This is a genomic window from Polaribacter vadi (assembly GCF_018861005.1).
GTDB classification, from domain to species: Bacteria; Bacteroidota; Bacteroidia; order Flavobacteriales; family Flavobacteriaceae; genus Polaribacter; species Polaribacter vadi_A.
Map to the genome: position 1 here is coordinate 166840 of NZ_JAHKQL010000016.1, position 21070 is coordinate 187909.

The 21070-nt window shown below is 28.5% G+C and carries 20 protein-coding genes; 16 read left to right on the forward strand and 4 right to left on the reverse strand.

Annotation, left to right across the window (positions count from 1 at the left end; genetic code table 11):
- Nucleotide 1: 1 nt before the first annotated feature.
- Complete coding sequence (locus KO506_RS08975) at nt 2–5317, forward strand: leucine-rich repeat protein (protein WP_215994569.1); 5316 nt, start codon at nt 2–4, stop codon at nt 5315–5317.
- Nucleotides 5318–5395: 78 nt separating this feature from the next.
- Here the strand turns inward: KO506_RS08975 and KO506_RS08980 are convergent, their stop codons facing one another.
- Nucleotides 5396–5860, reverse strand: coding sequence for a hypothetical protein (locus KO506_RS08980; RefSeq protein WP_215994570.1), 465 nt, complete (start codon nt 5858–5860; stop codon nt 5396–5398).
- Nucleotides 5861–5977: 117 nt separating this feature from the next.
- On the opposite strand from KO506_RS08980, the gene KO506_RS08985 reads away from it, so the two are divergent.
- Together KO506_RS08985 and KO506_RS08990 are read left to right on the forward strand one after the other, a co-directional pair.
- Nucleotides 5978–6724 carry an energy transducer TonB gene (locus tag KO506_RS08985; protein ID WP_215994571.1) on the forward strand — a complete coding sequence of 249 codons (747 nt, stop codon included), beginning with the start codon at nt 5978–5980 and terminating at the stop codon, nt 6722–6724.
- A gap of 93 nt (nt 6725–6817) precedes the next feature.
- Nucleotides 6818–7396 carry an acyltransferase gene (locus KO506_RS08990; RefSeq protein WP_215994572.1) on the forward strand — a complete coding sequence of 193 codons (579 nt, stop codon included), beginning with the start codon at nt 6818–6820 and terminating at the stop codon, nt 7394–7396.
- Between the two features lie 76 nt (nt 7397–7472).
- Here KO506_RS08990 and KO506_RS08995 read toward each other — a convergent pair whose 3' ends face one another.
- Together KO506_RS08995 and KO506_RS09000 are read right to left on the reverse strand one after the other, a co-directional pair.
- Nucleotides 7473–8513, reverse strand: a complete 1041-nt coding sequence (locus KO506_RS08995) for an aldo/keto reductase (RefSeq protein ID WP_215994573.1) — start codon at nt 8511–8513, stop codon at nt 7473–7475.
- Nucleotides 8514–8652: 139 nt separating this feature from the next.
- Nucleotides 8653–9840, reverse strand: a complete 1188-nt coding sequence (locus tag KO506_RS09000) for a phosphoglycerate kinase (RefSeq protein WP_215994574.1) — start codon at nt 9838–9840, stop codon at nt 8653–8655.
- 198 nt (nt 9841–10038) lie between these two features.
- Between KO506_RS09000 and KO506_RS09005 the strand changes: the two genes are divergently transcribed.
- Together KO506_RS09005 and KO506_RS09010 are read left to right on the forward strand one after the other, a co-directional pair.
- Complete coding sequence (locus tag KO506_RS09005; RefSeq protein WP_215994575.1) at nt 10039–11181, forward strand: ATP-binding protein; 1143 nt, start codon at nt 10039–10041, stop codon at nt 11179–11181.
- Nucleotides 11181–11588, forward strand: a complete 408-nt coding sequence (locus KO506_RS09010; protein WP_215994576.1) for a hypothetical protein — start codon at nt 11181–11183, stop codon at nt 11586–11588. Before KO506_RS09005 ends, KO506_RS09010 begins: the two co-directional genes overlap by 1 nt.
- An 18-nt stretch (nt 11589–11606) precedes the next feature.
- Here the strand turns inward: KO506_RS09010 and KO506_RS09015 are convergent, their stop codons facing one another.
- Nucleotides 11607–12191, reverse strand: coding sequence for a riboflavin synthase (locus tag KO506_RS09015; protein ID WP_215994577.1), 585 nt, complete (start codon nt 12189–12191; stop codon nt 11607–11609).
- Nucleotides 12192–12249: 58 nt separating this feature from the next.
- On the opposite strand from KO506_RS09015, the gene pdxA reads away from it, so the two are divergent.
- From pdxA to KO506_RS09070, 11 genes are all read left to right on the forward strand, one after another.
- The gene (gene pdxA, locus KO506_RS09020) at nt 12250–13284 is read left to right on the forward strand and encodes a 4-hydroxythreonine-4-phosphate dehydrogenase PdxA (RefSeq protein ID WP_215994578.1); all 1035 of its coding nucleotides are present in this window, start codon (nt 12250–12252) and stop codon (nt 13282–13284) included.
- Nucleotides 13285–13368: 84 nt separating this feature from the next.
- Nucleotides 13369–13905, forward strand: a complete 537-nt coding sequence (locus KO506_RS09025) for a YceD family protein (RefSeq protein ID WP_215994579.1) — start codon at nt 13369–13371, stop codon at nt 13903–13905.
- A gap of 1 nt (nt 13906) precedes the next feature.
- The gene (rpmF, locus tag KO506_RS09030) at nt 13907–14101 is read left to right on the forward strand and encodes a 50S ribosomal protein L32 (RefSeq protein WP_215994580.1); all 195 of its coding nucleotides are present in this window, start codon (nt 13907–13909) and stop codon (nt 14099–14101) included.
- A gap of 157 nt (nt 14102–14258) precedes the next feature.
- Nucleotides 14259–15254: a beta-ketoacyl-ACP synthase III gene (locus tag KO506_RS09035; RefSeq protein WP_215994581.1), complete on the forward strand. Its 996-nt coding sequence runs from the start codon at nt 14259–14261 to the stop codon at nt 15252–15254.
- A gap of 27 nt (nt 15255–15281) precedes the next feature.
- Nucleotides 15282–15761 carry an acetyl-CoA carboxylase biotin carboxyl carrier protein gene (gene accB / locus KO506_RS09040; RefSeq protein WP_215994582.1) on the forward strand — a complete coding sequence of 160 codons (480 nt, stop codon included), beginning with the start codon at nt 15282–15284 and terminating at the stop codon, nt 15759–15761.
- An 82-nt stretch (nt 15762–15843) separates the two neighbouring features.
- A complete protein-coding gene (gene accC, locus KO506_RS09045) occupies nt 15844–17184 on the forward strand; it encodes an acetyl-CoA carboxylase biotin carboxylase subunit (protein WP_215994583.1) in 1341 nt (446 codons plus the stop codon).
- 88 nt (nt 17185–17272) lie between these two features.
- A complete protein-coding gene (locus KO506_RS09050; RefSeq protein WP_215994584.1) occupies nt 17273–17722 on the forward strand; it encodes an Lrp/AsnC ligand binding domain-containing protein in 450 nt (149 codons plus the stop codon).
- A 119-nt stretch (nt 17723–17841) separates the two neighbouring features.
- Complete coding sequence (locus KO506_RS09055) at nt 17842–18252, forward strand: response regulator (protein ID WP_215994585.1); 411 nt, start codon at nt 17842–17844, stop codon at nt 18250–18252.
- A 43-nt stretch (nt 18253–18295) separates the two neighbouring features.
- Nucleotides 18296–18610 (forward strand): Hpt domain-containing protein, encoded by a 315-nt coding sequence (locus KO506_RS09060; protein WP_215994586.1) that lies wholly within the window; start codon nt 18296–18298, stop codon nt 18608–18610.
- Between the two features lie 22 nt (nt 18611–18632).
- Entirely contained in the window at nt 18633–19331 is a 699-nt protein-coding gene (locus KO506_RS09065; RefSeq protein WP_215994587.1) for a LytR/AlgR family response regulator transcription factor, read from the forward strand.
- A 338-nt stretch (nt 19332–19669) separates the two neighbouring features.
- Entirely contained in the window at nt 19670–21061 is a 1392-nt protein-coding gene (locus KO506_RS09070; RefSeq protein WP_215994588.1) for a DUF1800 domain-containing protein, read from the forward strand.
- Nucleotides 21062–21070 lie beyond the last annotated feature (9 nt).

Consider the following 21070-nt stretch of genomic DNA (forward strand, 5'->3'; position numbering starts at 1 on the left):
TATGAAAACAAGATTACTATTAATATTCGCTTTTATTATTTCTGTAGGAACTATACAAGCACAAACATTTACTATTGGTGATTTCACTTACAAATCTCTTGGGACTGATCCAAAATCTGTACAAATTACAAATGCTGTTTGTAAAGATATTGTTACAATACCGGCTGCAGTTACTTATCAAGGAGATACTTTCAAGGTTACTAGAATAAACATAGATGTATTTAAAAACTGTACAACTCTTACTCAAATAACCTTACCTAATTCTTTAAAACAAATTGGTCCATCTGCATTTTCGGGCTGTATTAATTTAACAAATTTGGTTTTACCCAGTAGTTTAGAGTCTATAAGTACATTTTCATTTTCTGGGTGTGATAGTCTTACAGAGATAGTAATACCAAATTCTGTAACAACAATTAAAGAAAGAGCATTTCAAAGTTGTGAAAACTTAACTGATGTTACCCTTTCTGGAAATTTAGAAATTATTGATGAAGCTGTTTTTCGATTTTGTAAAAAGTTAAAAAACATAAATATTCCAGATAATATGACTTCTATAGGGGAAGATGCTTTTGAAAATTGTAGTGCATTAGAAACAATTACTTTTAATAGTTCTTCTAAATTAAGTGAAATTAAATCAGGTGCTTTTAAATCTTGTAATAGTTTACAAAATTTTATATTACCAAATGTATCTATTGTTGGAGATTATGCTTTTAATGGTTGTAGTACTTTAACAGAAGTAAATTTACCAAATACTATAACTTCACTTGGTAAAGAAGTTTTTAGTTTTTGTTCTTCTTTGATTGATATTGTAAATCTACCCAATCAAATTGATAAAATACCAGAACAAATGTTTGAAGGTTGTACTGCTTTAGAAACAATAGTTATTCCACCTCACATTAAAACTATAGAGCAAAGAGCATTTGACGGTTGTACAAAATTAAGCAATGTAACTATACCAAATACTGTAACTTCTATTAAAAATCAAGTTTTTGAAGAAAATGAAAGTTTATTAAGTATTGAGTTGCCAAACTCAATTACTACTATTGAAGAAAGAACATTTAGAAAAACTGGTTTACAAAATATAGTTTTACCAAATTCATTGACTTCTATAGGTAAAAGTGCGTTTGCAGAGTGTGCAAATTTAACATCAATAAACTTTCCAAGTTCATTAACTAGTTTAGGTTGGTTATCTTTTGATAGGAGTGCTTTAACAAGTGTAACAATACCAAATACAATTACTGATTTTGATTCTGGAATATTTAATGGCTGCGAAAACTTAACAACAGTAAACCTATCAAATGGACTTTCTAGTTTAGGAGAAAATATGTTTGATAGTTGTACTGCTTTACAAAATATTACAATACCAGAATCTATAATAGTATTGCCTTCTGGAATATTTAATAATTGTGAGAATTTAAAAAATATCACTTTAAAAGAAAACCTAAAAAGTATAGGTATTAGTGCTTTTAGTTATTGTGTAAATTTAGAAGAAATAAATTTCCCAGAATCTGTAATAAGTATTGGAGAGTTTTCATTTTTTCAATGTAATAGTTTAACAGATGTTACAATGCCAAATGTAGAAACAATACCCAAAAGTGCTTTTTCTAGTTGTTCATCATTAGAAAGTATAACATTTTCAGCTAGTAATAAAATTACAGATTTAAGAGCTTTTGCCTTTTGTACAAATTTAAATACTGTAAATATTAATAGTGATTTCACAGAAATTGGAGAGCAAACTTTCTCAGGTTGTACAAGTTTGTTAGAAATAACAATCCCAGATTCAGTTTTAGAAATTGGAGGAGGTGCATTTTATGAGTGTACAAGTTTAACCAATATTAATATACCAATTGGATTAAAACATATAGATAAAGGTACATTTAGAAGTTGCACAAGTTTGTCAGAAATAGTAATTCCAGATTCAGTTTTAGAAATTGATGAGTCAGCATTTTATGAGTGTACAACTTTGTCAGAAATAACAATCCCAAATTCGGTTATAGAAATTAGTGAGTTAGCATTTTATAATTGTACAAGCTTAAAAGAAATTGAACTTCCTGATTCTATTACTAATTTTGGATTAGGTGTTTTTATAAATTGTACAGCCTTAGAGAAGGTAAAAGTAAACTGGTTAACACCATTAACTGTTCAATCAGATTTATTTGGAGGTGTAACTTTGTCTAATGTTGGTTTAGAAGTTCCTCAAGGCAAAGTTCCAGATTATCAAGCAGCTGATGTTTGGAAAGATTTTGGAACCATTACAGAAGGTGATATTGTTGGAGAAGATTACACTGCAATCCCAGATCCATACTTTGAACAATTTTTAATAGACAAGGGTTATGACTCAGATAATACCATAAACGGAAAAGTATTAACAGATGATATTAAAGATGTTACCCAATTACACATTGGTATTGTAGATAATATTATAGACTTAACAGGTATAGAAGATTTTGCTGCACTTACGCATTTATATTTTCAAGATAATCCATTAAAGAGTTTAAATATTACTCAAAACACTAATTTAGAAATACTATCTTTAAGTAATACAGAAATTTCATCCATAGATACTTCTAAAAATGTAAATCTTACTGAAATTTCTATTTTTAACACAGGTAATTCTTTAACTTCATTAGATGTTTCCAACAATGTAAACTTAACATCATTATATGTTACTGATGCACTGTTTTCTTCATTAGACGTTTCAAACAACATCAATTTAACAGAATTATCAATAGAAGAAACTCAATTAACTACAATAGATGTATCTAATAATACAAAGTTAACAGAATTAAATCTTTCTTCTAACCAACTAACAGCTATAGATATTACAAAATTAGTAGATGTAGAAGATGTAGATTTAGAAGGAAATACAATTACTCAAATAGATCTTTCTAAAAATATAAAAATAAAAAGATTTAATGCTGATGATAATAAATTAACCAGCTTAAATTTTACAGAAAATACACTTCTAGAGAGAATAAATTGTGAAAAAAACGAACTCACAGAACTAAACCTAAAAAATGGGTACAACATAAACATCATCTATTTTTCTAGCAAATTAAACCCAAGTTTAATGTGTATTTTAGTTGATGATGAAGATTATAGTAAGAATCATATTTCTTGGTATAAAGACACAACTAGTTTATTTGTAGAAGAATGTGTTGATTACACTTATATTCCAGATGATAATTTTGAATTGCACATAGAATCTTTAGGACTAGGAAATGGAATAAATAACGATGGTTATGTAGAAACTGCAAAAATTGCTGCCTTAACAACTTTAGATATTGGTGATAAAAGTATTACAGATTTAACAGGAATAGATGAGTTTATAGCTTTAACAGAGTTGGTTGCAAGAGACAATACAATTACAACTATTGATCTTTCTAAAAACACAAACTTAGAAATTTTAGACCTTTTTACAAATGCATTAACAACAGTAGATGCAAGTAAAAATGTAAAATTAAAAGAGTTACATGTAGGTACAAATCAGCTTACAAATTTAGATGTTTCTATGTTGCCAGATTTAACTAGTTTATGGTGTTTTAATAATCAAATTTCTTCTTTAAACATAGCAAGCAATACAAAATTAGAAGTGTTAAATATTGGTAATAATTTAATATCAGCACTAGATTTATCAAAAAATATTTTGTTAACATCATTAGAATGTAATACCAACAATCTTAATAATTTAGATGTTAGTAATAATTTAGAACTTGCTTTTTTATATGCTGATTATAATAAAATTAGAAATCTTGATACCAGTAATAACAATAAATTAACTCAGTTAACCATAACAAATAATGAGCTAATTTCTTTGGATGTAAAAAATGGAAACAACACAAATATTACACTTTTTTTTACTACTGATAATCCTAATTTAAACTGTATTAAAGTTGATGATGAAACTTTTAGCGAAACAACTTGGCGAGACGCAAATGCAACTTGGAACGCTATTGATGCACATACATCATTTAATACTAGTTGTCCAAAATTTACATCTATAACTGATGCAAATTTTGAGGCTTATTTAGAGTCTATAAATGTTGGTAATGGAGTTGCTGATGATAATTTGGTAAGTACAGAGTTAATAGAAGCATTAACTACATTAAACATAGAATCAAAAAATATTTCTGATTTAACAGGTATAGAAGATTTTACAAATCTAGTAGATTTAAATGCTAAAAATAACGCAATTACCCAAGTAGATTTTAGTAAAAACACAAATTTAGAAGTATTACTTATTGCAAATAATCAAATATCTCAGCTAGATTTATCAAACAATTTAGCTTTAAAAAGCTTAGATGTTGGCGAAAATAATTTAACCTTTTTAGAAGTAAGTCAATTAATAAATTTAGAAAGTTTATCGGTTTACAAAAATCAAATAACTACAATTAATTTAATTTCTAACATAGATTTACTAGCCTTTATAGCAAATGAAAATCAACTAAAATATGTAGATATTAGACAAAACAACAATTTATTTTGGCTTGATTTAGATGATAATCTTTTAGAAGATTTAATGCTTAAAAATGGCAATAATACTAATATTACAAATTTTAGTATTACTGGCAACCCAAATTTAACCTGTATAGAAGTAGATGATGTTTCTTTTAGTAACTCTAATTGGACAAATAAAGACGCAACAGCTAATTATTCTACAGATTGTGCACCAGCAAATGACGATTGTGCAAAAGCAATTCCGCTAACATTTGGGCAGCAAACACCAGGAGATGTAAATAGCGGAACTTCTAATAACAACCCAACTTGTGCTGTAGGTAATGTAATTGCAGACGTTTGGTTTTCTGTAATTGTACCAAATACTGGCGAGTTTAGTATAGAAGGTTCAGGTTTTGGAGGTCAGTTAAAATTTGCAGTGTATCAATCCTGTTCAAGTTTAGTTCCAATTACTTGCGGAACATCAATTTCATTAAAAAACTTGAGTGTAGGTACTAAATTTTATTTAAAAGTTTGGCTAGAAGCTTCTTCAAATAAAAGCTCAGTAAATCAGAATGATTTAGGAACATTTACCTTAACAGCAAGTGAATCTAGTGTGCTATCAATAGAAAATTTTACAGAGCAAAATGTAAAATTATTGGTGTATCCAAATCCAGCAAAATCAAAAGTATCAGTCTCATTAACTAATAATACTAAACTTCAAAAAGTAGATGTTTATAGTATTTTAGGCGATAAAATTTTCAGCCAAAATGGATTAAACAAATCTGAATTAGATATTAACGTTGCTAATTTATCAACAGGAATCTATTTTATAAGAGTAAAATCAGAAATAGGAATAATATCTAAAAAATTAATTATTAAATAAGAAAATCGCAATTGATAGATAAAGGTTATTTTAACCTAATTGTGTTGCAGCATCAAAATTTTTTTTGATGCTGTTTTTTTATGTACCTATATCAGCAATGTCATCTTTTTTAGATAAATCTTTTTGCTCTTTTTGATATTGAACATTGTCTATTATTAGAAAAAAGTTGTATAAAAAAAGGATAAAAATAATCCCAAAAATAATTAAGCTTTTATCAATTTTAATTATGTTTAAATTTTTAAAAATAAAGTATACTCCAACAATTAAGAATACTAAAAAAGAAGTTGAATAAATAAAATCTCCTATTCTTAAAATTTTGTAGATGTTTGAGTTAAAGACAGTGTTTTTTTGAATTTTGTAGATGCCAAATAGCACACTAAAAACTGAAAAAACGGTTATAAAAACAGGAATTAATAAACTGGGGTCTTTTTGAATTTTAGGAACAATAGTGTAGAAATTAAATTCTTGAATTAAAACCCAACTTCCAAAAAAAAGAACACTGCTCGATATTATTATTAATATAATTCTTTTAATCTTTTTCACTTTGTAAAAATAAGTATAAACCGATTTTGAACATAATATTTTGAATATCAATTGAATTATTTTTTTTGGCACGTTATTTGGTTTAACAAAAACTTAACATTTTAAAACTTTCTAATTATGAAAAACGTGAAAAAACTACCAACCAAACAATTAGAAAAGTTCTCAACCATTTTTACCCAGTTAGGACTTGTATTAGTGCTTTTTATTGTCTACCTAACATTAGAGCACAAAACCGAGCAAAAACCTGTAGTGGCTAAACAATTTCATCAGCCAGAAACAGTGTATCTTAATCCAGATGAAGTCCCCGTTTTTAAACGAGAACCCAAAAATGAACCAAAGATTAAAGTAGATCAGAAATCTGTTTTTCTAGAGGATGAACCTGTAGAAAAAGGAGATAATGATATTATTACTGAAACTATTGTTAATCTTGACCCTACAGAAGAAGAAACTGTAGAATTAAACGAAGGTGATATCATTGAAGTAGATATACCAGAAACAGTTATTGAAGATGTACCTTACGATTTTGTACAAAATGCACCTGTTTTTAAAGGTTGTGAAGGATTATCAAAAGAAGAAAATAGAATTTGTTTTGATAAAAAAATGAAGAAATTTGTACAACGTAATTTCGATGTTGGTTTAGCAAATGATTTAGGTCTAAATTCTGGTAAATACAGAATTAGCACACAATTTATTATTGATGATAAAGGTAATGTAGTTGATATTAAAATTAGAGCTCCACACGCTAAATTAAAGTTAGAAACCAAAGAGTTAATTCAAAAACTACCAAAATTTTCTCCAGGAATACAGCACAATAGAGCTGTAAAAGTCAAGTATAATCTGCCAATTTCTTTTATAATAGAGTAAAAATTAGTACATTTAAAAAATAAACCCAACTATATAGTTGGGTTTTTATATTTAGTACATTTACAGAACTAAAAATTAACCTAATATTTTGTTATGGAATACTTTGCACACGAAACAGCTGTTGTAGATAATAATTGTAAAATAGGAAAAGGAACTAAAATTTGGCATTTTAGTCATATTATGTCTAATAGTAAAATTGGGGAAAATTGTAATCTTGGTCAAAACATTGTGGTTTCTCCTAATGTGGTTTTGGGTAAAAATGTAAAAGTGCAAAATAATGTGTCTATTTACTCTGGTGTTACTTGCGAAGATGATGTTTTTTTAGGGCCATCAATGGTTTTTACAAATGTGATAAACCCAAGAAGTGCTATCAATAGAAAAAATAGATACTTAAAAACAATTGTAAAAAAAGGTGCAAGTATTGGTGCAAATGCAACTATAATTTGCGGTAATCATATTGGAGAATATGCTTTTATAGGTGCAGGTTCTGTTGTTACAAAAGAAGTTTTACCTTACGCTTTAGTAGTTGGCAATCCATCAAAACAAATTGGTTGGGTAAGCGAATATGGGCACACACTAGAATTTGATGAAGATGGTTTTGCAACTTGTAAAGAAAGTAAAGAAGTTTATGGTTTAAAAGATGGTAGGGTTTTTAAATTTAGATCTAAATAAAATATGTCAAAAAAAAATCCAAAGTAACATTACTTTGGATTTTTTTTAAATTAAACTCTCAAAAATAGATCCAATCTTAAGGCGCAGGATTTGGTATTAATTTATGAATTGCTTCTATCTCTTCTAAAACGTCATCAGATAAATCGATATTTATAGAATTAATGTTTTCCTTTAACTGATTCATTTTGGTAGCACCAATAATATTTGCGGTTACAAATGGCAATTGATTTATATAAGCCAAAGACATTTCTGCTAAAGTTAATCCGTTTTTTTTAGCCAATTCTTCATATTTTAAAACAGCAGATTCCACCAAATCTGTTTGATATCTTAAAATATAATTTGGAAATAAAATTCCTCTTGCATCAGCAGGTTTTTTTCCTCTTAAATATTTACCAGTTAAAACACCTTGTGCTAAAGGAGAGTATGCTAATAAACCAATGTTTTCTCTTAAAGAAACCTCGCTCATACCAAATTCATAACCTCTATGCACCAAAGAATACGAATTCTGAATGGTTACAGGTCTAGGTAAATTATTACTTTCAGAAGTTTGTAAATATTTCATTGTTCCCCAAGGCGTTTCATTAGACAAGCCAATGTGTTTTAGTTTCCCTTGTTTTATAAAACCTTGTAAAGTTTCTAAAATTTCTAAATGATTTTCTGCTTCTTTTGCAGAGGTTTTATATGGGTAATCTCTAAGCCCAAAAGTATTTACACCTCTTGTTGGCCAATGTAATTGATATAAGTCTATATAATCTGTTTGTAACCTTTTTAAACTACCATCAACAGCTTCTATTAAAGCTTCTTTTGCAAAACCATTTTCTCTTATATGAGCAGTATAAGGCCCAGCACCAGCAATTTTGCTTGCTAAAACTACTTTGTCTCTATTGCCTGTTTTTTTAAACCAATTTCCAATAATTTTTTCTGTAGCACCATAAGTTTCAGGTTTTGCAGGTACAGCATATAATTCTGCAGTATCAAAAAAATTAACACCTTGTTCTAAGGCATAATCCATCTGTTCAAAACCTTCTTCTTGTGTATTTTGTTTACCCCAAGTCATTGTTCCTAAGCAAATTTTAGAAACTTTAATATCTGTATTTGGTAATTTAGTGTATTTCATTATGTAATATTTATTCGTGCCTTTTTTATAAAATGTAAATGAAGTAGCTAAATTATAACTTAAAGTATGATAAAACAATAAGCGTGTAATTTTTTAAAATTACACGCTTAAATTTATAAACAAAAAACGTACTAAACGTTTACTTTAAAATCGCTTCTATACCAGGTAAAGATTTACCTTCTAACATTTCTAACATTGCTCCACCACCAGTAGAAACATAACTTACTTTATCAGCAAAACCAAATTGTTTAACAGCAGCAACAGAATCTCCACCACCAACTAAAGAAAATGCTCCATTTTGTGTAGATTTATCAATAGAATGCCCAAGAGCAATAGTACCTTTTGCAAAAGATTCCATTTCAAAAACACCTAAAGGACCATTCCATAAAATAGTTTTCGATTTGTTAACTACTTCATCAAAAATTGCTAAAGACTTTGGTCCAGCATCTAAACCTTGCCATCCATCAGGAATTTCTGTTACATCTAAAACTTGAGTATTTGCAGTATTGCTAAAATCATCAGCAGCAATAACATCAACAGGTATATGTATTTGTACACCTTTTTCTTTGGCTTGTTTTAAAATATCTAGAGCTAATTCCATTTTATCATCTTCACAAATAGAATCACCTACAGAACCACCTTGTGCTTTTACAAAAGTAAAAGTCATACCACCACCAATAATTAAATGATCTACTTTGTCTAAAATATTTTCGATTACAGTAATTTTTGATGATACTTTTGCACCACCTAAAATTGCTAAAACTGGTTTTTCTGAATTGTTTAAAACTTTATCTATACTTTCAATTTCTCTTGCTAATAAGCTACCAAAACATTTGTTTTCTTCAAAAAATTGAGCAATAATAGTTGTTGATGCATGTGCTCTGTGTGCAGTACCAAAAGCATCATTTACATAAATATCACCTAATTTAGATAGTTTTTCTGCAAAAGCAACATCGCCTTTTTTCTCTTCTTCGTAAAAACGTAAGTTTTCTAATAAAAGAATTTCTCCATCTTCTAAATTGGCAACAGCTTCTTCTACTTTTTCACCTATACAATCATCAACAAATTTTACATTAACGCCAATAATCTCTTTTACTTTAGCAACAATGTGTTGTAAAGAAAACTCATCTTGCTTACCTTTTGGTCTTCCTAAATGCGACATTAAAACACAGCTTCCTCCATCTTCTAAAATCTTAATAATTGTAGGTTTTGCAGCCTGAATTCTAGTTGCATCAGTAACTTCAAATTTATCATTTAAAGGCACATTAAAATCTACACGTATAATTGCTTTTTTATTCTTAAAATTAAAATCGTTTAATGTTTTCATTGTTTGAAAGTATTTTTAACAAAAATACTTTTTTATTTACGTTTACTAAAATTGATAACTTAAAAGTTAAGATAACGTTTGCGTAAAATAATTGTTTAGATTTTAGTTCTTAAATCACTAATTTAAACTTTAAGAAACTACGCTCTATTTATAATTATAAATTATGATTTAGTGGCGAACAAATTTTTATATTTGCCTATGCTTTTCAACCAAATTATAGGTCAAGAACACATAAAAAAACATTTGCAAACTTCTGCTGAAAATGGCAGAATTCCTCACGCACAATTATTTGTAGGTAAAGAAGGTTGTGGTACTTTGCCAATGGCAATTGCTTATGCTCAGTTTTTGTTGTGTAATTTTTCTGATAATGTAGATGCTTGTAACCTAAAATGTAACAAATTGCAGCACCCAGATTTGCATTTTGCTTTCCCTGTAACTACTAACGATTCTGTTAAAAAACACCCAGTTAGTAATTTGTTTTTAGAAGATTGGCGCGAATTTATAGATACGCAACCTTATGGAAGTTTGTTTAATTGGTTGCAACATATTGGAGTAGAAAATAAGCAAGGTTTAATTGGTGTTGATGAAGCTGAGGCTGTTGTAAAAAAGCTAAAATTAAAAAGTTACGAAGGTGGTTTTAAGGTGATGATTATTTGGATGGCAGAAAAAATGAACATTGCTGCAGCAAATAAATTATTAAAACTGATAGAAGAACCACCAGAAAAAACTGTTTTTTTGTTGATAACCGAAAACGAAGAACAGATTATAAATACCATAAAATCGCGTTGTCAGGCTTTACATTTTCCAGCTTTATCAGAACAAGATATTGCAAATACTTTAGTAGTTAATCATCAAGTAGATGATAACAAAGCTGCAAATATTGCACACCAAGCAGAAGGAAATTTTAATAAAGCTTTGCATCTTTTGCATAACGATTCTTCTGATTTGGTTTTTGAAGAATGGTTTGTAACTTGGATTAGAACAGCATTTAAGGCAAAAGGGAATGCAGCTGTTGTACAACAATTAATTGGTTGGTCAGAAGCTATTGCAAAATCGGGTAGAGAAACTCAAAAACGTTTTTTAGAATATTGTTTGCAGTTTTTTAGACAAGCACTTTTGCTAAATTACAAGTCAGATAATTTGGTTTTTATGGAATCTAAAACGGGTTTTCAATTGTCTAAATTTGCACCTTTTGTACATTCTGGAAACATTTTAGATATCGAAAAAGAAATTAGCGAAGCTATGTATCATATAGAAAGAAATGGAAATGCAAAAATTATTTTGTTAGATCTTTCTATGAAATTAACACGATTTCTGCATAAAAAAGAGGCTAAGGTTTAATGAAGTTTACTAGTATTCATCTTTTTGATTTTTTTAGAAAATATTCTTGGATTCTCGGCTCTTTACTCTTAGTTTATGGTTTATATATTTATCTAAATGATAAAACAGAATTTTTTTCTAATAAAGATGAAGCTTATGGTATAGTTTACGGAGTAACTTCTTTAAGAATAGTAAGGTATAATGGATTATTATATAAATACAAATTTAGATATAAAGGGAAAGACTTTTTGGGTAAAACAACAAAAAGTTACGCTGGTAATTTCGAAAAAAATATTTATTATAAAGTGAAATTCATACCTGGAAATCAAAAAAAAAATGAAATTTCATTTGAAAATAAATATATTCAAAAAATAAAATTAGACAATAAAGGAAAAGTTATGGACACTATTTATGTTACTGTGAATTAGTTTTATAAATCATAATGTTTACAAAGTAGTTAAACGAGCAACATATTTTCCAATTACATCAAACTCTAAATTAACAGAATCACCAACTTGTAATGTTTTAAAAGTTGTGTTTTCCCAAGTATAAGGAATTATGGCAACTGAAAATCCGTTTTTGGTAGAGTTTACCACAGTTAAACTCACGCCATTTATAGTAATAGAACCTTTTTCTATGGTTACGTTATTTTTATCAGAATTATACTCAAAAGTATAGACAGTGCTTCCTTGTTCATCTTTAATGATTTTACAAATACCAGTTTCATCTACATGACCTTGTACAATATGTCCATCAAGCCTGTCACCTAATTTCATACCACGTTCTAGATTTACAATATCAGAAATTTTTAGTTTTCCAATATTTGTTTTATCTAAGGTTTCTTTAATGGCAGTTACAGTATATTCATCATTATTAATGGCAACTACAGTTAAACAAACTCCATTATGAGCTACACTTTGATCTATTTTTAATTCATTTGTAATTGTACTTTGAATAGTTAAATGAACATTTTCTTGTTCTTTTACTACGTTTGTTACTGTGCCAAGTGTTTCTATGATTCCTGTAAACATATCGTTAAAAATTGGTTACTTTTGTACTTACAAAAATAAGCATATTACAAGGTTTACTATGGATAAAACTGATAAAATAATCGTAGGAATTTCAATTGGAGATTTAAACGGAATTGGCATTGAGGTAATTTTAAAGACGTTTCAAGATAAGAGAATGTTAGATTTTTGTACACCTGTTTTATTTGGAGCTACAAAAGCTATTTCTTTTCATAAAAAGGCTTTGGGTATTGAAGTGCCTGTGCAGGGAATCAATTCTTTAAATCAAGTAAATCATTCTAAAATAAATGTTTTAAACATCTGGAAAGAAGATGTAAAAATAGAATTGGGTACAGCAACTAAAGTTTCTGGAGAATATGCTGCAAGATCTTTAGCGTCTGCAACTAAACATTTAAAAGAAGGTAAGGTAGATGTTTTATTAACAGCACCAATCAACAAAGAAAATATACAATCAGAAGAATTTAATTTCCCTGGACATACAGAATATTTAGAAGCCAATTTAGAAGGTAAATCTTTAATGATTTTAATGACGGATGAATTACGAATTGGTTTAATAACAGGTCATATTCCAATATCTAAAGTTGCTGAATCTATTACACCAGAATTGATAAAAAGTAAGGTAGAAACCATGCATAAATCTTTAAAACAAGATTTCGGAATTAGCAAACCTAAAATTGCTGTTTTAGGATTAAATCCGCATTGTGGAGATCATGGCGTAATTGGTAAAGAAGATGATGAGGTTATAAAACCTACTGTAAATAAAATTGCTGCAACAGGTAAGTTAGTATTTGGCCCTTATGCAGCAGATGGTTTTTTTGGTTCAGAAAGTTATAAGCAGTTTGATGGAGTTTTGGCAACCTATCATGATCAAGGATTAGCGCCTTTTAAAGCACTGTCTTTTGGTAAAGGAGTTAATTTTACAGCAGGGTTAAGTAAAATAAGAACCTCACCAGATCATGGAACAGGTTATGATATTGCTGGTAAAAACTTAGCTAACCCTTCTTCGTTTCAAGAAGCTTTGTTTACAGCTATTCAAATTTTTAAAAGTAGAAAAGAATATAACGAATTAACAGAAAAACCTTTGGTAGTAAGGTAAATTTAAAAAATAATCTTTTTTTTTATAAAAATATGGCAGAAATACATTTTTTTGTATCTTTGCACGCTCAATTGATGTTTGACAATGAAAGACTTAAAGCAATTCAACATACAGTTTGTAGGATTAAAAGAAGGAAAACACAAGTTTGATTATTCAATTGATAACAAGTTCTTTGAAGCTTTTAATTACGATGATTTTACAAGTTCATCGATTAAAGTTTCTTTAGATTTCGTGAAAAAAAGCACATTATTTGAGCTTAATTTTTTAACAGAAGGTACTGTAGAAGTTCCTTGTGATGTAACAAATGAGTTATATGATCAAGAAATAGATTCAGAATTACCTTTAGTAGTAAAGTTTGGACTAGAATATAATGATGATAATGAGGAGATTTTAATTTTACCTCATGAAGCTTATGAGTTTAACGTAGCTCAGTTTATTTATGAAATGATTGTTTTAGCAGTTCCTAATAAAAGAGTGCATCCAAAAGTAATAGATGGCACAATGGAATCTGAAGCATTAGATAAATTAAAAGAACTAGAAATTAAAGAAGAAAAAACTGTAGAAACTACAGACCCAAGGTGGGATAAATTAAAGAATTTAATAACAGAAAAAAAGACATAAAATGGCACATCCTAAAAGAAAAATATCTAAAACAAGAAGAGATAAAAGGAGAACACATTATAAAGCATCTGATCAGCAAATTGCTACAGACCCAACAACAGGTGAAGCACACTTATATCACAGAGCTCACTGGCATGAAGGTAAATTATATTACAGAGGTCAAGTTGTTTTAGAATCTGCAGCAGCAGAAGCTTAGAAACTAGATTTTTAAAAAATACGAAAACTCTCAAATTTTGAGAGTTTTTTTTCGTTTTTTAGTTAAAATGAATCCCTTTAGATGTTTTTCTCTTAAAAAAGTGAAATAATTTTCACTACTTTTGAGCATTCTAAACTTTAGAAATTAAACTTTAATTATGGCAAAAATCTCTGCAGCAATTACAGCAGTAGGAAAATATGTTCCTGATTACATTCTAACAAATAAAGAGTTAGAGACTTATGTAGACACTAATGATGAGTGGATTACATCTAGAACAGGAATAAAGGAAAGAAGAATTCTTAAAGGTGAAGGTTTAGGTACTTCATATTTAGCAATAAAATCTGCAGAAGATTTAATTGCTAAAGGAAACATTGATCCTGCAGAAATAGATATGGTAATAGTGGGTACAGCTACTCCAGATTTACCAGTAGCATCTACAGCAGCATATGTAGCTTCAGAAATTGGAGCTGTTAATGCTTTTGCTTACGATTTACAGGCAGCTTGTTCAAGTTTTTTATACGGTATGTCTACAGCAGCTAGTTACATAGAGTCTGGTAGGTATAAAAAAGTACTTTTAATTGGTGCAGATAAAATGTCATCAATTATAGATTATAAAGACAGAGCAACTTGTATTATTTTTGGAGATGGAGCAGGTGCTGCTTTATTTGAACCCAATGAAGAAGGTTTGGGTTTACAAGATGAGTACCTAAGAAGTGATGGTGTAGGAAGAGACTTTTTAAGAATAGAAGCAGGTGGTTCATTAATGCCAACAACTTTAGAAACTGTACAGGCAAATAAACACTTTGTTTATCAAGAAGGTAAAACGGTTTTTAAATATGCTGTTTCTAATATGGCTGAGGTTTCTGAAAAAATGTTAACTAGAAACAATCTTACAGAAAAAGATATTCAATGGTTAGTACCACATCAAGCAAATAAAAGAATTATAGAAGCTACAGCCAATAGAGTTGGTGTAGGTTCAGAAAAAGTAATGATGAACATACAGAAGTATGGTAATACAACATCAGGTACTTTACCACTTTTATTAGCAGATTATGAAAATCAATTAAAAAAAGGAGATAATTTAATTTTTGCAGCATTTGGAGGTGGTTTCACATGGGGAGCTATTTATCTAAAATGGGCGTATAATTCTTAAAAACTAATTAACTAAATAATAAGAAATATGGATATTAAAGAAATTCAAAATCTTATAAAATTTGTAGCAAAATCTGGCGCTAGCGAGGTAAAGTTAGAAATGGAAGATATTAAAATTACAATTAGAACAGGTGCAGAAAAAACTGAAACTACAATTGTACAAGCTGCACCAGTAGCAGCATTAGCACAACCAGCTGCTCCAGCACCAATAACAACTCAAATAATAGATCCTAGTGTACCTGCTGCTGCAGACAATGACGAATCTAAATTTATAACAGTAAAATCGCCAATAATTGGTACTTTTTACAGAAAGCCTGCTCCAGACAAACCAAATTTTGTTGAAGTTGGTACTTCAATTAATTCTGGTGATACAGTTTGTGTAATTGAAGCAATGAAATTATTCAACGAAATAGAATCTGAAGTTTCAGGTAAAATCGTTAAAGTTTTAGTAGATGATTCTTCTCCAGTAGAATTTGATCAGCCATTATTTTTAGTAGATCCATCATAATAGAAAGAGTTTATATTTTGGGGTTTAGATAGTAGATTTTCTAACTCATAACTCAAAACTCATAACCTAAAACTCTTATACTATGTTTAAAAAAATATTGATAGCCAATAGAGGCGAAATTGCTTTACGTGTTATTAGAACGTGTAAAGAAATGGGTATAAAAACTGTTGCTGTATATTCTAAAGCAGATGAAGAAAGTTTACACGTTCGTTTTGCAGATGAAGCAGTTTGTATTGGCCCAGCTCCAAGTAGCGAATCTTATTTAAAAATGCCTAACATTATAGCTGCTGCAGAAATTACAAATGCAGATGCCATTCATCCTGGTTATGGTTTTTTATCAGAAAATGCTAAATTTTCTAATTTATGCGAAGAGCATAATATTAAATTTATTGGTGCTTCTGGAAGAATGATTGACCAAATGGGAGATAAAGCAAATGCAAAATCTACAATGATTGCAGCTGGTGTACCTTGTGTGCCAGGTTCTGAGGGAGTTATTCAAGATTTTGAAGAATGCGAAAAGTTAGCTGTAGAAACAGGTTACCCTGTAATGTTAAAAGCTTCTGCAGGTGGTGGAGGTAAAGGAATGCGTGCAGTTTGGAAACCAGAAGATTTAAAAGATGCTTGGGATTCTGCAAGACAAGAATCTAAAGCTGCTTTTGGTAATGATGATATGTATATGGAAAAGCTTATAGAAGAGCCAAGACATATCGAAATTCAAATTGTAGGAGATTCTTATGGTAAAGCTTGTCATTTATCAGAAAGAGATTGTTCAGTTCAAAGACGTCATCAAAAGTTAACAGAAGAAACACCTTCTCCTTTTATGACTGATGAATTAAGAGAAAATATGGGTAATGCTGCTGTTAAAGCTGCAGAGTTTATAGGTTATGAAGGTGCAGGTACTGTAGAGTTTTTGGTAGACAAACACAGAAATTTCTATTTTATGGAAATGAATACCAGAATTCAAGTAGAACACCCAATTACAGAAGAAGTTGTAAATTATGATTTAATTCGTGAGCAGATTTTAGTAGCAGCAGGAGTGCCAATTTCTGGTAAAAACTATTATCCTCAATTACATTCTATAGAATGTAGAATTAATGCAGAAGATCCACATAATAATTTTAGACCAGCACCTGGTAAAATAACAACTTTACATACACCTGGTGGTCATGGAGTTAGAATGGATACACATGTGTATGCAGGTTATATGATACCACCAAATTACGATTCTATGATCGCTAAATTAATTGTAACTGCTCAAACAAGAGAAGAAGCAATTAATAAAATGAAAAGAGCACTAGATGAATTTGTAATAGAAGGCGTAAAAACTACAATACCTTTTCATAGACAGTTAATGGACCATCCAGATTATGTTGCTGGTAACTATACAACGAAGTTTATGGAAGATTTTGAAATGAAAGCTTAACTTAAGTTCGTTTTAATTTGATATAAAATAGAGAATACAGCCTTGTATTCTCTATTTTTTTTATATTTATGCTAAAAATAGGAAAAATATGAAAATTGACGGAATTGATAAGATAATTATTAAAAGATTGGTAAAAGATGCAAGAACTCCTGTTTTAAGTATTGCAAGAGAAGTAGGTATTTCTGGTGCCGCAATTCATCAACGTTTAAGAAAATTAGAAAAGTCTAAGCTTATAGATGGTTATAGAATGATTATTAACCCCAAATCTTTAGGATATACTACAACAGCTTATGTTGGTATTTTTTTAGATTCTGCAAGTCTTTATTCTTCTGCAATAAAAAGATTAAAAGAAATTCCAGAAGTGGTAGAAAGCCACTATACAACTGGTAATTATGCTATTTTTATAAAAATTTTATGTAAAAATAATGAAGATTTAATGAATCTTTTGAATAAAAATATTCAGAATATAAAAGGGGTTTCTAGAACAGAAACTTTTATTTCTTTAGATCAACAGATTGAAAGACAGATAAGTATTTAATTTATCAACATTTCAACTATCTTTGGTAACCATTTAAGGAAGTTTGTAAGCAGCTTGTCAAATAAAAAAAAATAAAGTTATTTTTTGTTTCACTTTTGTTGTCAATTAAATAATCTTAAATGAAGTCCCTCTCAATACTTTTAGTAGATGATGATAGAATAGAAAGACTAAAATTTAGAAAAGTATGTCAGAAATTAAATTCTTATTGTACTGTTTTAGAAGCCGTTAATGGAGAAGAAGCATTTGCGCTTTTAAATGATAAAAATAATTCTTTCGATTTAATCATTACAGATATAAATATGCCAAAAATGGATGGCTTTGAGTTTTTATCAGCTATAAAAAGCAATTCAAAACTTAAACCTATACCAGTTGTAATTATGTCTACTTCAGAGAGTAAGATAGATCTAGAAAAAGGTTATGATATAGGAATTTCTGGTTATTTTTCTAAGCCTTTAAAGTTTGCTGATTATACAAATAAAGTAACTTCTTTATTAGAATATTGGAACAGGGCAAGCTTATCAAATTCGTAATTATTTATATTTTTGTTCATACCCAAATTAAAAAAGAATTTTCATGGAGCTACCGAATTTATCAGTAATTAAAGAAATATCTGGAGATGATATTGAGTTTCAAAATAGTATTTTAGGTATTATAAAAGAAGAATTTACTGAAGAGGTTAATTTGTTTAAACAAAATTTTAAAGCAAAAAAATATATAGAAACTTCTAATAACGTTCATAAACTAAAGCATAAAATAAGTTTGTTAGGTTTAAAAAAAGGTTTAAAAACAGCAACTGAATATGAAATAGCTTTAAAAAAAGATAATATAGAATTGCATCACAATTTTCTTGAAATTTTAGACAAAATTCACGTATATTTATACGATTAAAAGTTTTCCCCACATTGTATATATGAATTGTATAATAATTGATGATGATGCAACTGCAAGGTTAATAACAAAACAACTTTGCTTAAAGACAGAACAAATAAATGTTATTGATGAATTTTCTTCTGCAATAGATGCTATAAAGTTTTTAAATACAGCAAGTGTAGATTTAGTTTATCTAGATATACATATGCCTACTTTTTCTGGTTTTGATTTTATTAAAACTCTAAAAAATCCACCAAAAATCATTTTAACTACTAGCGATAAAAATTTGGCGCTTGAAGCTTTTGAATATAAAAGTGTGGTAGATTATTTAGTAAAACCAATTACTAGAGAGCGTTTTAATAAATCTTTAGAAAAACTAGAATCGTTTACGGTTATAGAAAAACCAAAACCAAAGAAGAAACCAAAATCGAATTTTATCTACGTAAATGTAGATAGAAGACTTGTAAAAGTTAGTATACCTAGTATCTATTTAATAGAGGCTAAAGGAGATTATATTAATATAAAAACAGAAGAAAAAAATTATATTGTACACTCTACCTTAAAGAAAATAGAAGACAAATTACCTACAGACACCTTTTTTAAAGTACATAGATCTTTTATTATTAATATTTCTGAAATAATAGACATAGAAGATAATACTGTTTTAATTAAAAAAGATGTAGTTCCTGTAAGCAGGTCTAATAAAAGCGAACTTATGAAAAAGTTAAATTTGTTATAAGTTTTTCGTTTAACGTAACTTTTTCACCATTCGTCGAAGATTAACTCCCAATAAACGAACTTTAGCTAATAAAATTTAAATACCAACTTATATTTGTAGTATAATTATGACAATTATAAGTTGGGGGATTTATAAATTGTAACTAATAAAGGACTGATATATAAATCAGTCCTTTTTTTTATGCTTTAATTTTAGCTCTACATTATTTTACCAGTTAAACTAATTTGCTGTTTTTTTAAGATTAATTTTATAAATTAACTAATTTTTAATCAATTATTTAATTTATGTTTAAACTTTTTATGAACTTGTCAGTCTAAAGAAAATAATCGTATAAAATTATGAAACAAAAACATATTCTTCATTTACATTGGCGATCAGGTTTTGGAATTGATTATAAAGAACTCTTAAAATTAAAGTCTAAATCAAAATCTAAAATTGTTGCAGAAATTTTTGAAACATCAAACGATTATAAACCACTCGAATTAGATCTTTCTGAATTTGATGACATTAAATTTAAAACTATAAGAGAGCTTAAAAATAAATTTACTGATCAAGAAATTAGAAATTTAAGAAAACAACAACAACAAAAAGTAAGAGAATTAAATAGTGCTTGGTTAAAAAGATTAGCAGAATCAAATGCCATTTTAAGAGAAAAAATGACCTTGTTTTGGGCAAATGTTTTTGTGTGTAGAGATAATAATATTTTTTTTATCCAAAGATATAATAATACCTTAAGAAAACATGCTTTAGGAGACTTTAGGCAATTTGTAAAAGTAATTGCAAAAGAACCTTCTATGAGCAAGTATTTAAATAATAAACAGAATATAAAGATTAAACCTAACGAAAATTTTGCCAGAGAGTTAATGGAGCTGTTTACGTTAGGTGTTGGCAATTATACAGAACAAGACATTAAAGAAGCAGCAAAGGCATTTACAGGTTGGTCTTTTAAAAATAATGGAGATTATTATCTTAGAGAAAAACAACATGATTATGCAGAAAAAAGATTTTTTGGTAAAACAGGTAATTTCAATGGTGATGATATTATAGACATAATTTTAGAACAAAAACAATGTGCAAAATATATTTGTACAAAGGTTTACAAATATTTTATTAATCCTATTGTTGATAAAAAAAGACTAAACGAAATTACAGATGTCTTTTATAAAGATTATAATATCAGTAATTTAATGAGCTATATTTTTAAATCGAAATGGTTTTATGAAGATGTTAATATTGGAGTTAAAATAAAATCTCCTGTAGAATTATTAGTAGGTATTCAAAAAATTGTACCTGTTTCTTTTGATAAAAAACAACAATTAATCTATTTACAAAAAATGATGGGACAAGTATTACTTTACCCAGATAATGTTTCTGGTTGGCAAGGAGGTAAAAGTTGGATAGATTCTAACACCTTAATGTTTAGAATGAAATTATCTGCTTTATTACTTAACAATGCAATAATTGATTTAGATGAAAAAGGAGATTTCGAAGATACATTTGATAAGTACTATAAGAAAGTAAAACAAAGAAGTAAATACTTAAAAACAACCAAAAACTGGGGTCAGTTTGATGCTAAACACAAAGATTTATACCCCAAAGAATTAACTGATTTGTTAATTCTATCAAAAATAGATACAGACACAGTAAGTTTTCTTGAATCACTACAAGTTAAATCAAACCGAAATTTCTGTATACAATTAATGTCAATTCCAGAATATCAACTTTGTTAAACTAAAACT

What these genes read in the sequence shown, in the direction of transcription:
- KO506_RS09055 (WP_215994585.1), top strand. Translation starts at nt 17,842, where the DNA reads ATGAAGTCCCTCTCAATACTTTTAGTAGATGATGATAGAATAGAAAGA.
- KO506_RS09050 (WP_215994584.1), top strand. Translation starts at nt 17,273, where the DNA reads ATGAAAATTGACGGAATTGATAAGATAATTATTAAAAGATTGGTAAAA.
- accC (WP_215994583.1), top strand. Translation starts at nt 15,844, where the DNA reads ATGTTTAAAAAAATATTGATAGCCAATAGAGGCGAAATTGCTTTACGT.
- KO506_RS08975 (WP_215994569.1), top strand. Translation starts at nt 2, where the DNA reads ATGAAAACAAGATTACTATTAATATTCGCTTTTATTATTTCTGTAGGA.
- rpmF (WP_215994580.1), top strand. Translation starts at nt 13,907, where the DNA reads ATGGCACATCCTAAAAGAAAAATATCTAAAACAAGAAGAGATAAAAGG.
- KO506_RS09015 (WP_215994577.1), bottom strand. Translation starts at nt 12,191, where the DNA reads ATGTTTACAGGAATCATAGAAACACTTGGCACAGTAACAAACGTAGTA.
- KO506_RS08995 (WP_215994573.1), bottom strand. Translation starts at nt 8,513, where the DNA reads ATGAAATACACTAAATTACCAAATACAGATATTAAAGTTTCTAAAATT.
- KO506_RS09035 (WP_215994581.1), top strand. Translation starts at nt 14,259, where the DNA reads ATGGCAAAAATCTCTGCAGCAATTACAGCAGTAGGAAAATATGTTCCT.
- KO506_RS09025 (WP_215994579.1), top strand. Translation starts at nt 13,369, where the DNA reads ATGAAAGACTTAAAGCAATTCAACATACAGTTTGTAGGATTAAAAGAA.
- KO506_RS09060 (WP_215994586.1), top strand. Translation starts at nt 18,296, where the DNA reads ATGGAGCTACCGAATTTATCAGTAATTAAAGAAATATCTGGAGATGAT.
- pdxA (WP_215994578.1), top strand. Translation starts at nt 12,250, where the DNA reads ATGGATAAAACTGATAAAATAATCGTAGGAATTTCAATTGGAGATTTA.
- accB (WP_215994582.1), top strand. Translation starts at nt 15,282, where the DNA reads ATGGATATTAAAGAAATTCAAAATCTTATAAAATTTGTAGCAAAATCT.
- KO506_RS09070 (WP_215994588.1), top strand. Translation starts at nt 19,670, where the DNA reads ATGAAACAAAAACATATTCTTCATTTACATTGGCGATCAGGTTTTGGA.
- KO506_RS09065 (WP_215994587.1), top strand. Translation starts at nt 18,633, where the DNA reads ATGAATTGTATAATAATTGATGATGATGCAACTGCAAGGTTAATAACA.
- KO506_RS09010 (WP_215994576.1), top strand. Translation starts at nt 11,181, where the DNA reads ATGAAGTTTACTAGTATTCATCTTTTTGATTTTTTTAGAAAATATTCT.
- KO506_RS08990 (WP_215994572.1), top strand. Translation starts at nt 6,818, where the DNA reads ATGGAATACTTTGCACACGAAACAGCTGTTGTAGATAATAATTGTAAA.
- KO506_RS09000 (WP_215994574.1), bottom strand. Translation starts at nt 9,840, where the DNA reads ATGAAAACATTAAACGATTTTAATTTTAAGAATAAAAAAGCAATTATA.
- KO506_RS08985 (WP_215994571.1), top strand. Translation starts at nt 5,978, where the DNA reads ATGAAAAACGTGAAAAAACTACCAACCAAACAATTAGAAAAGTTCTCA.
- KO506_RS09005 (WP_215994575.1), top strand. Translation starts at nt 10,039, where the DNA reads ATGCTTTTCAACCAAATTATAGGTCAAGAACACATAAAAAAACATTTG.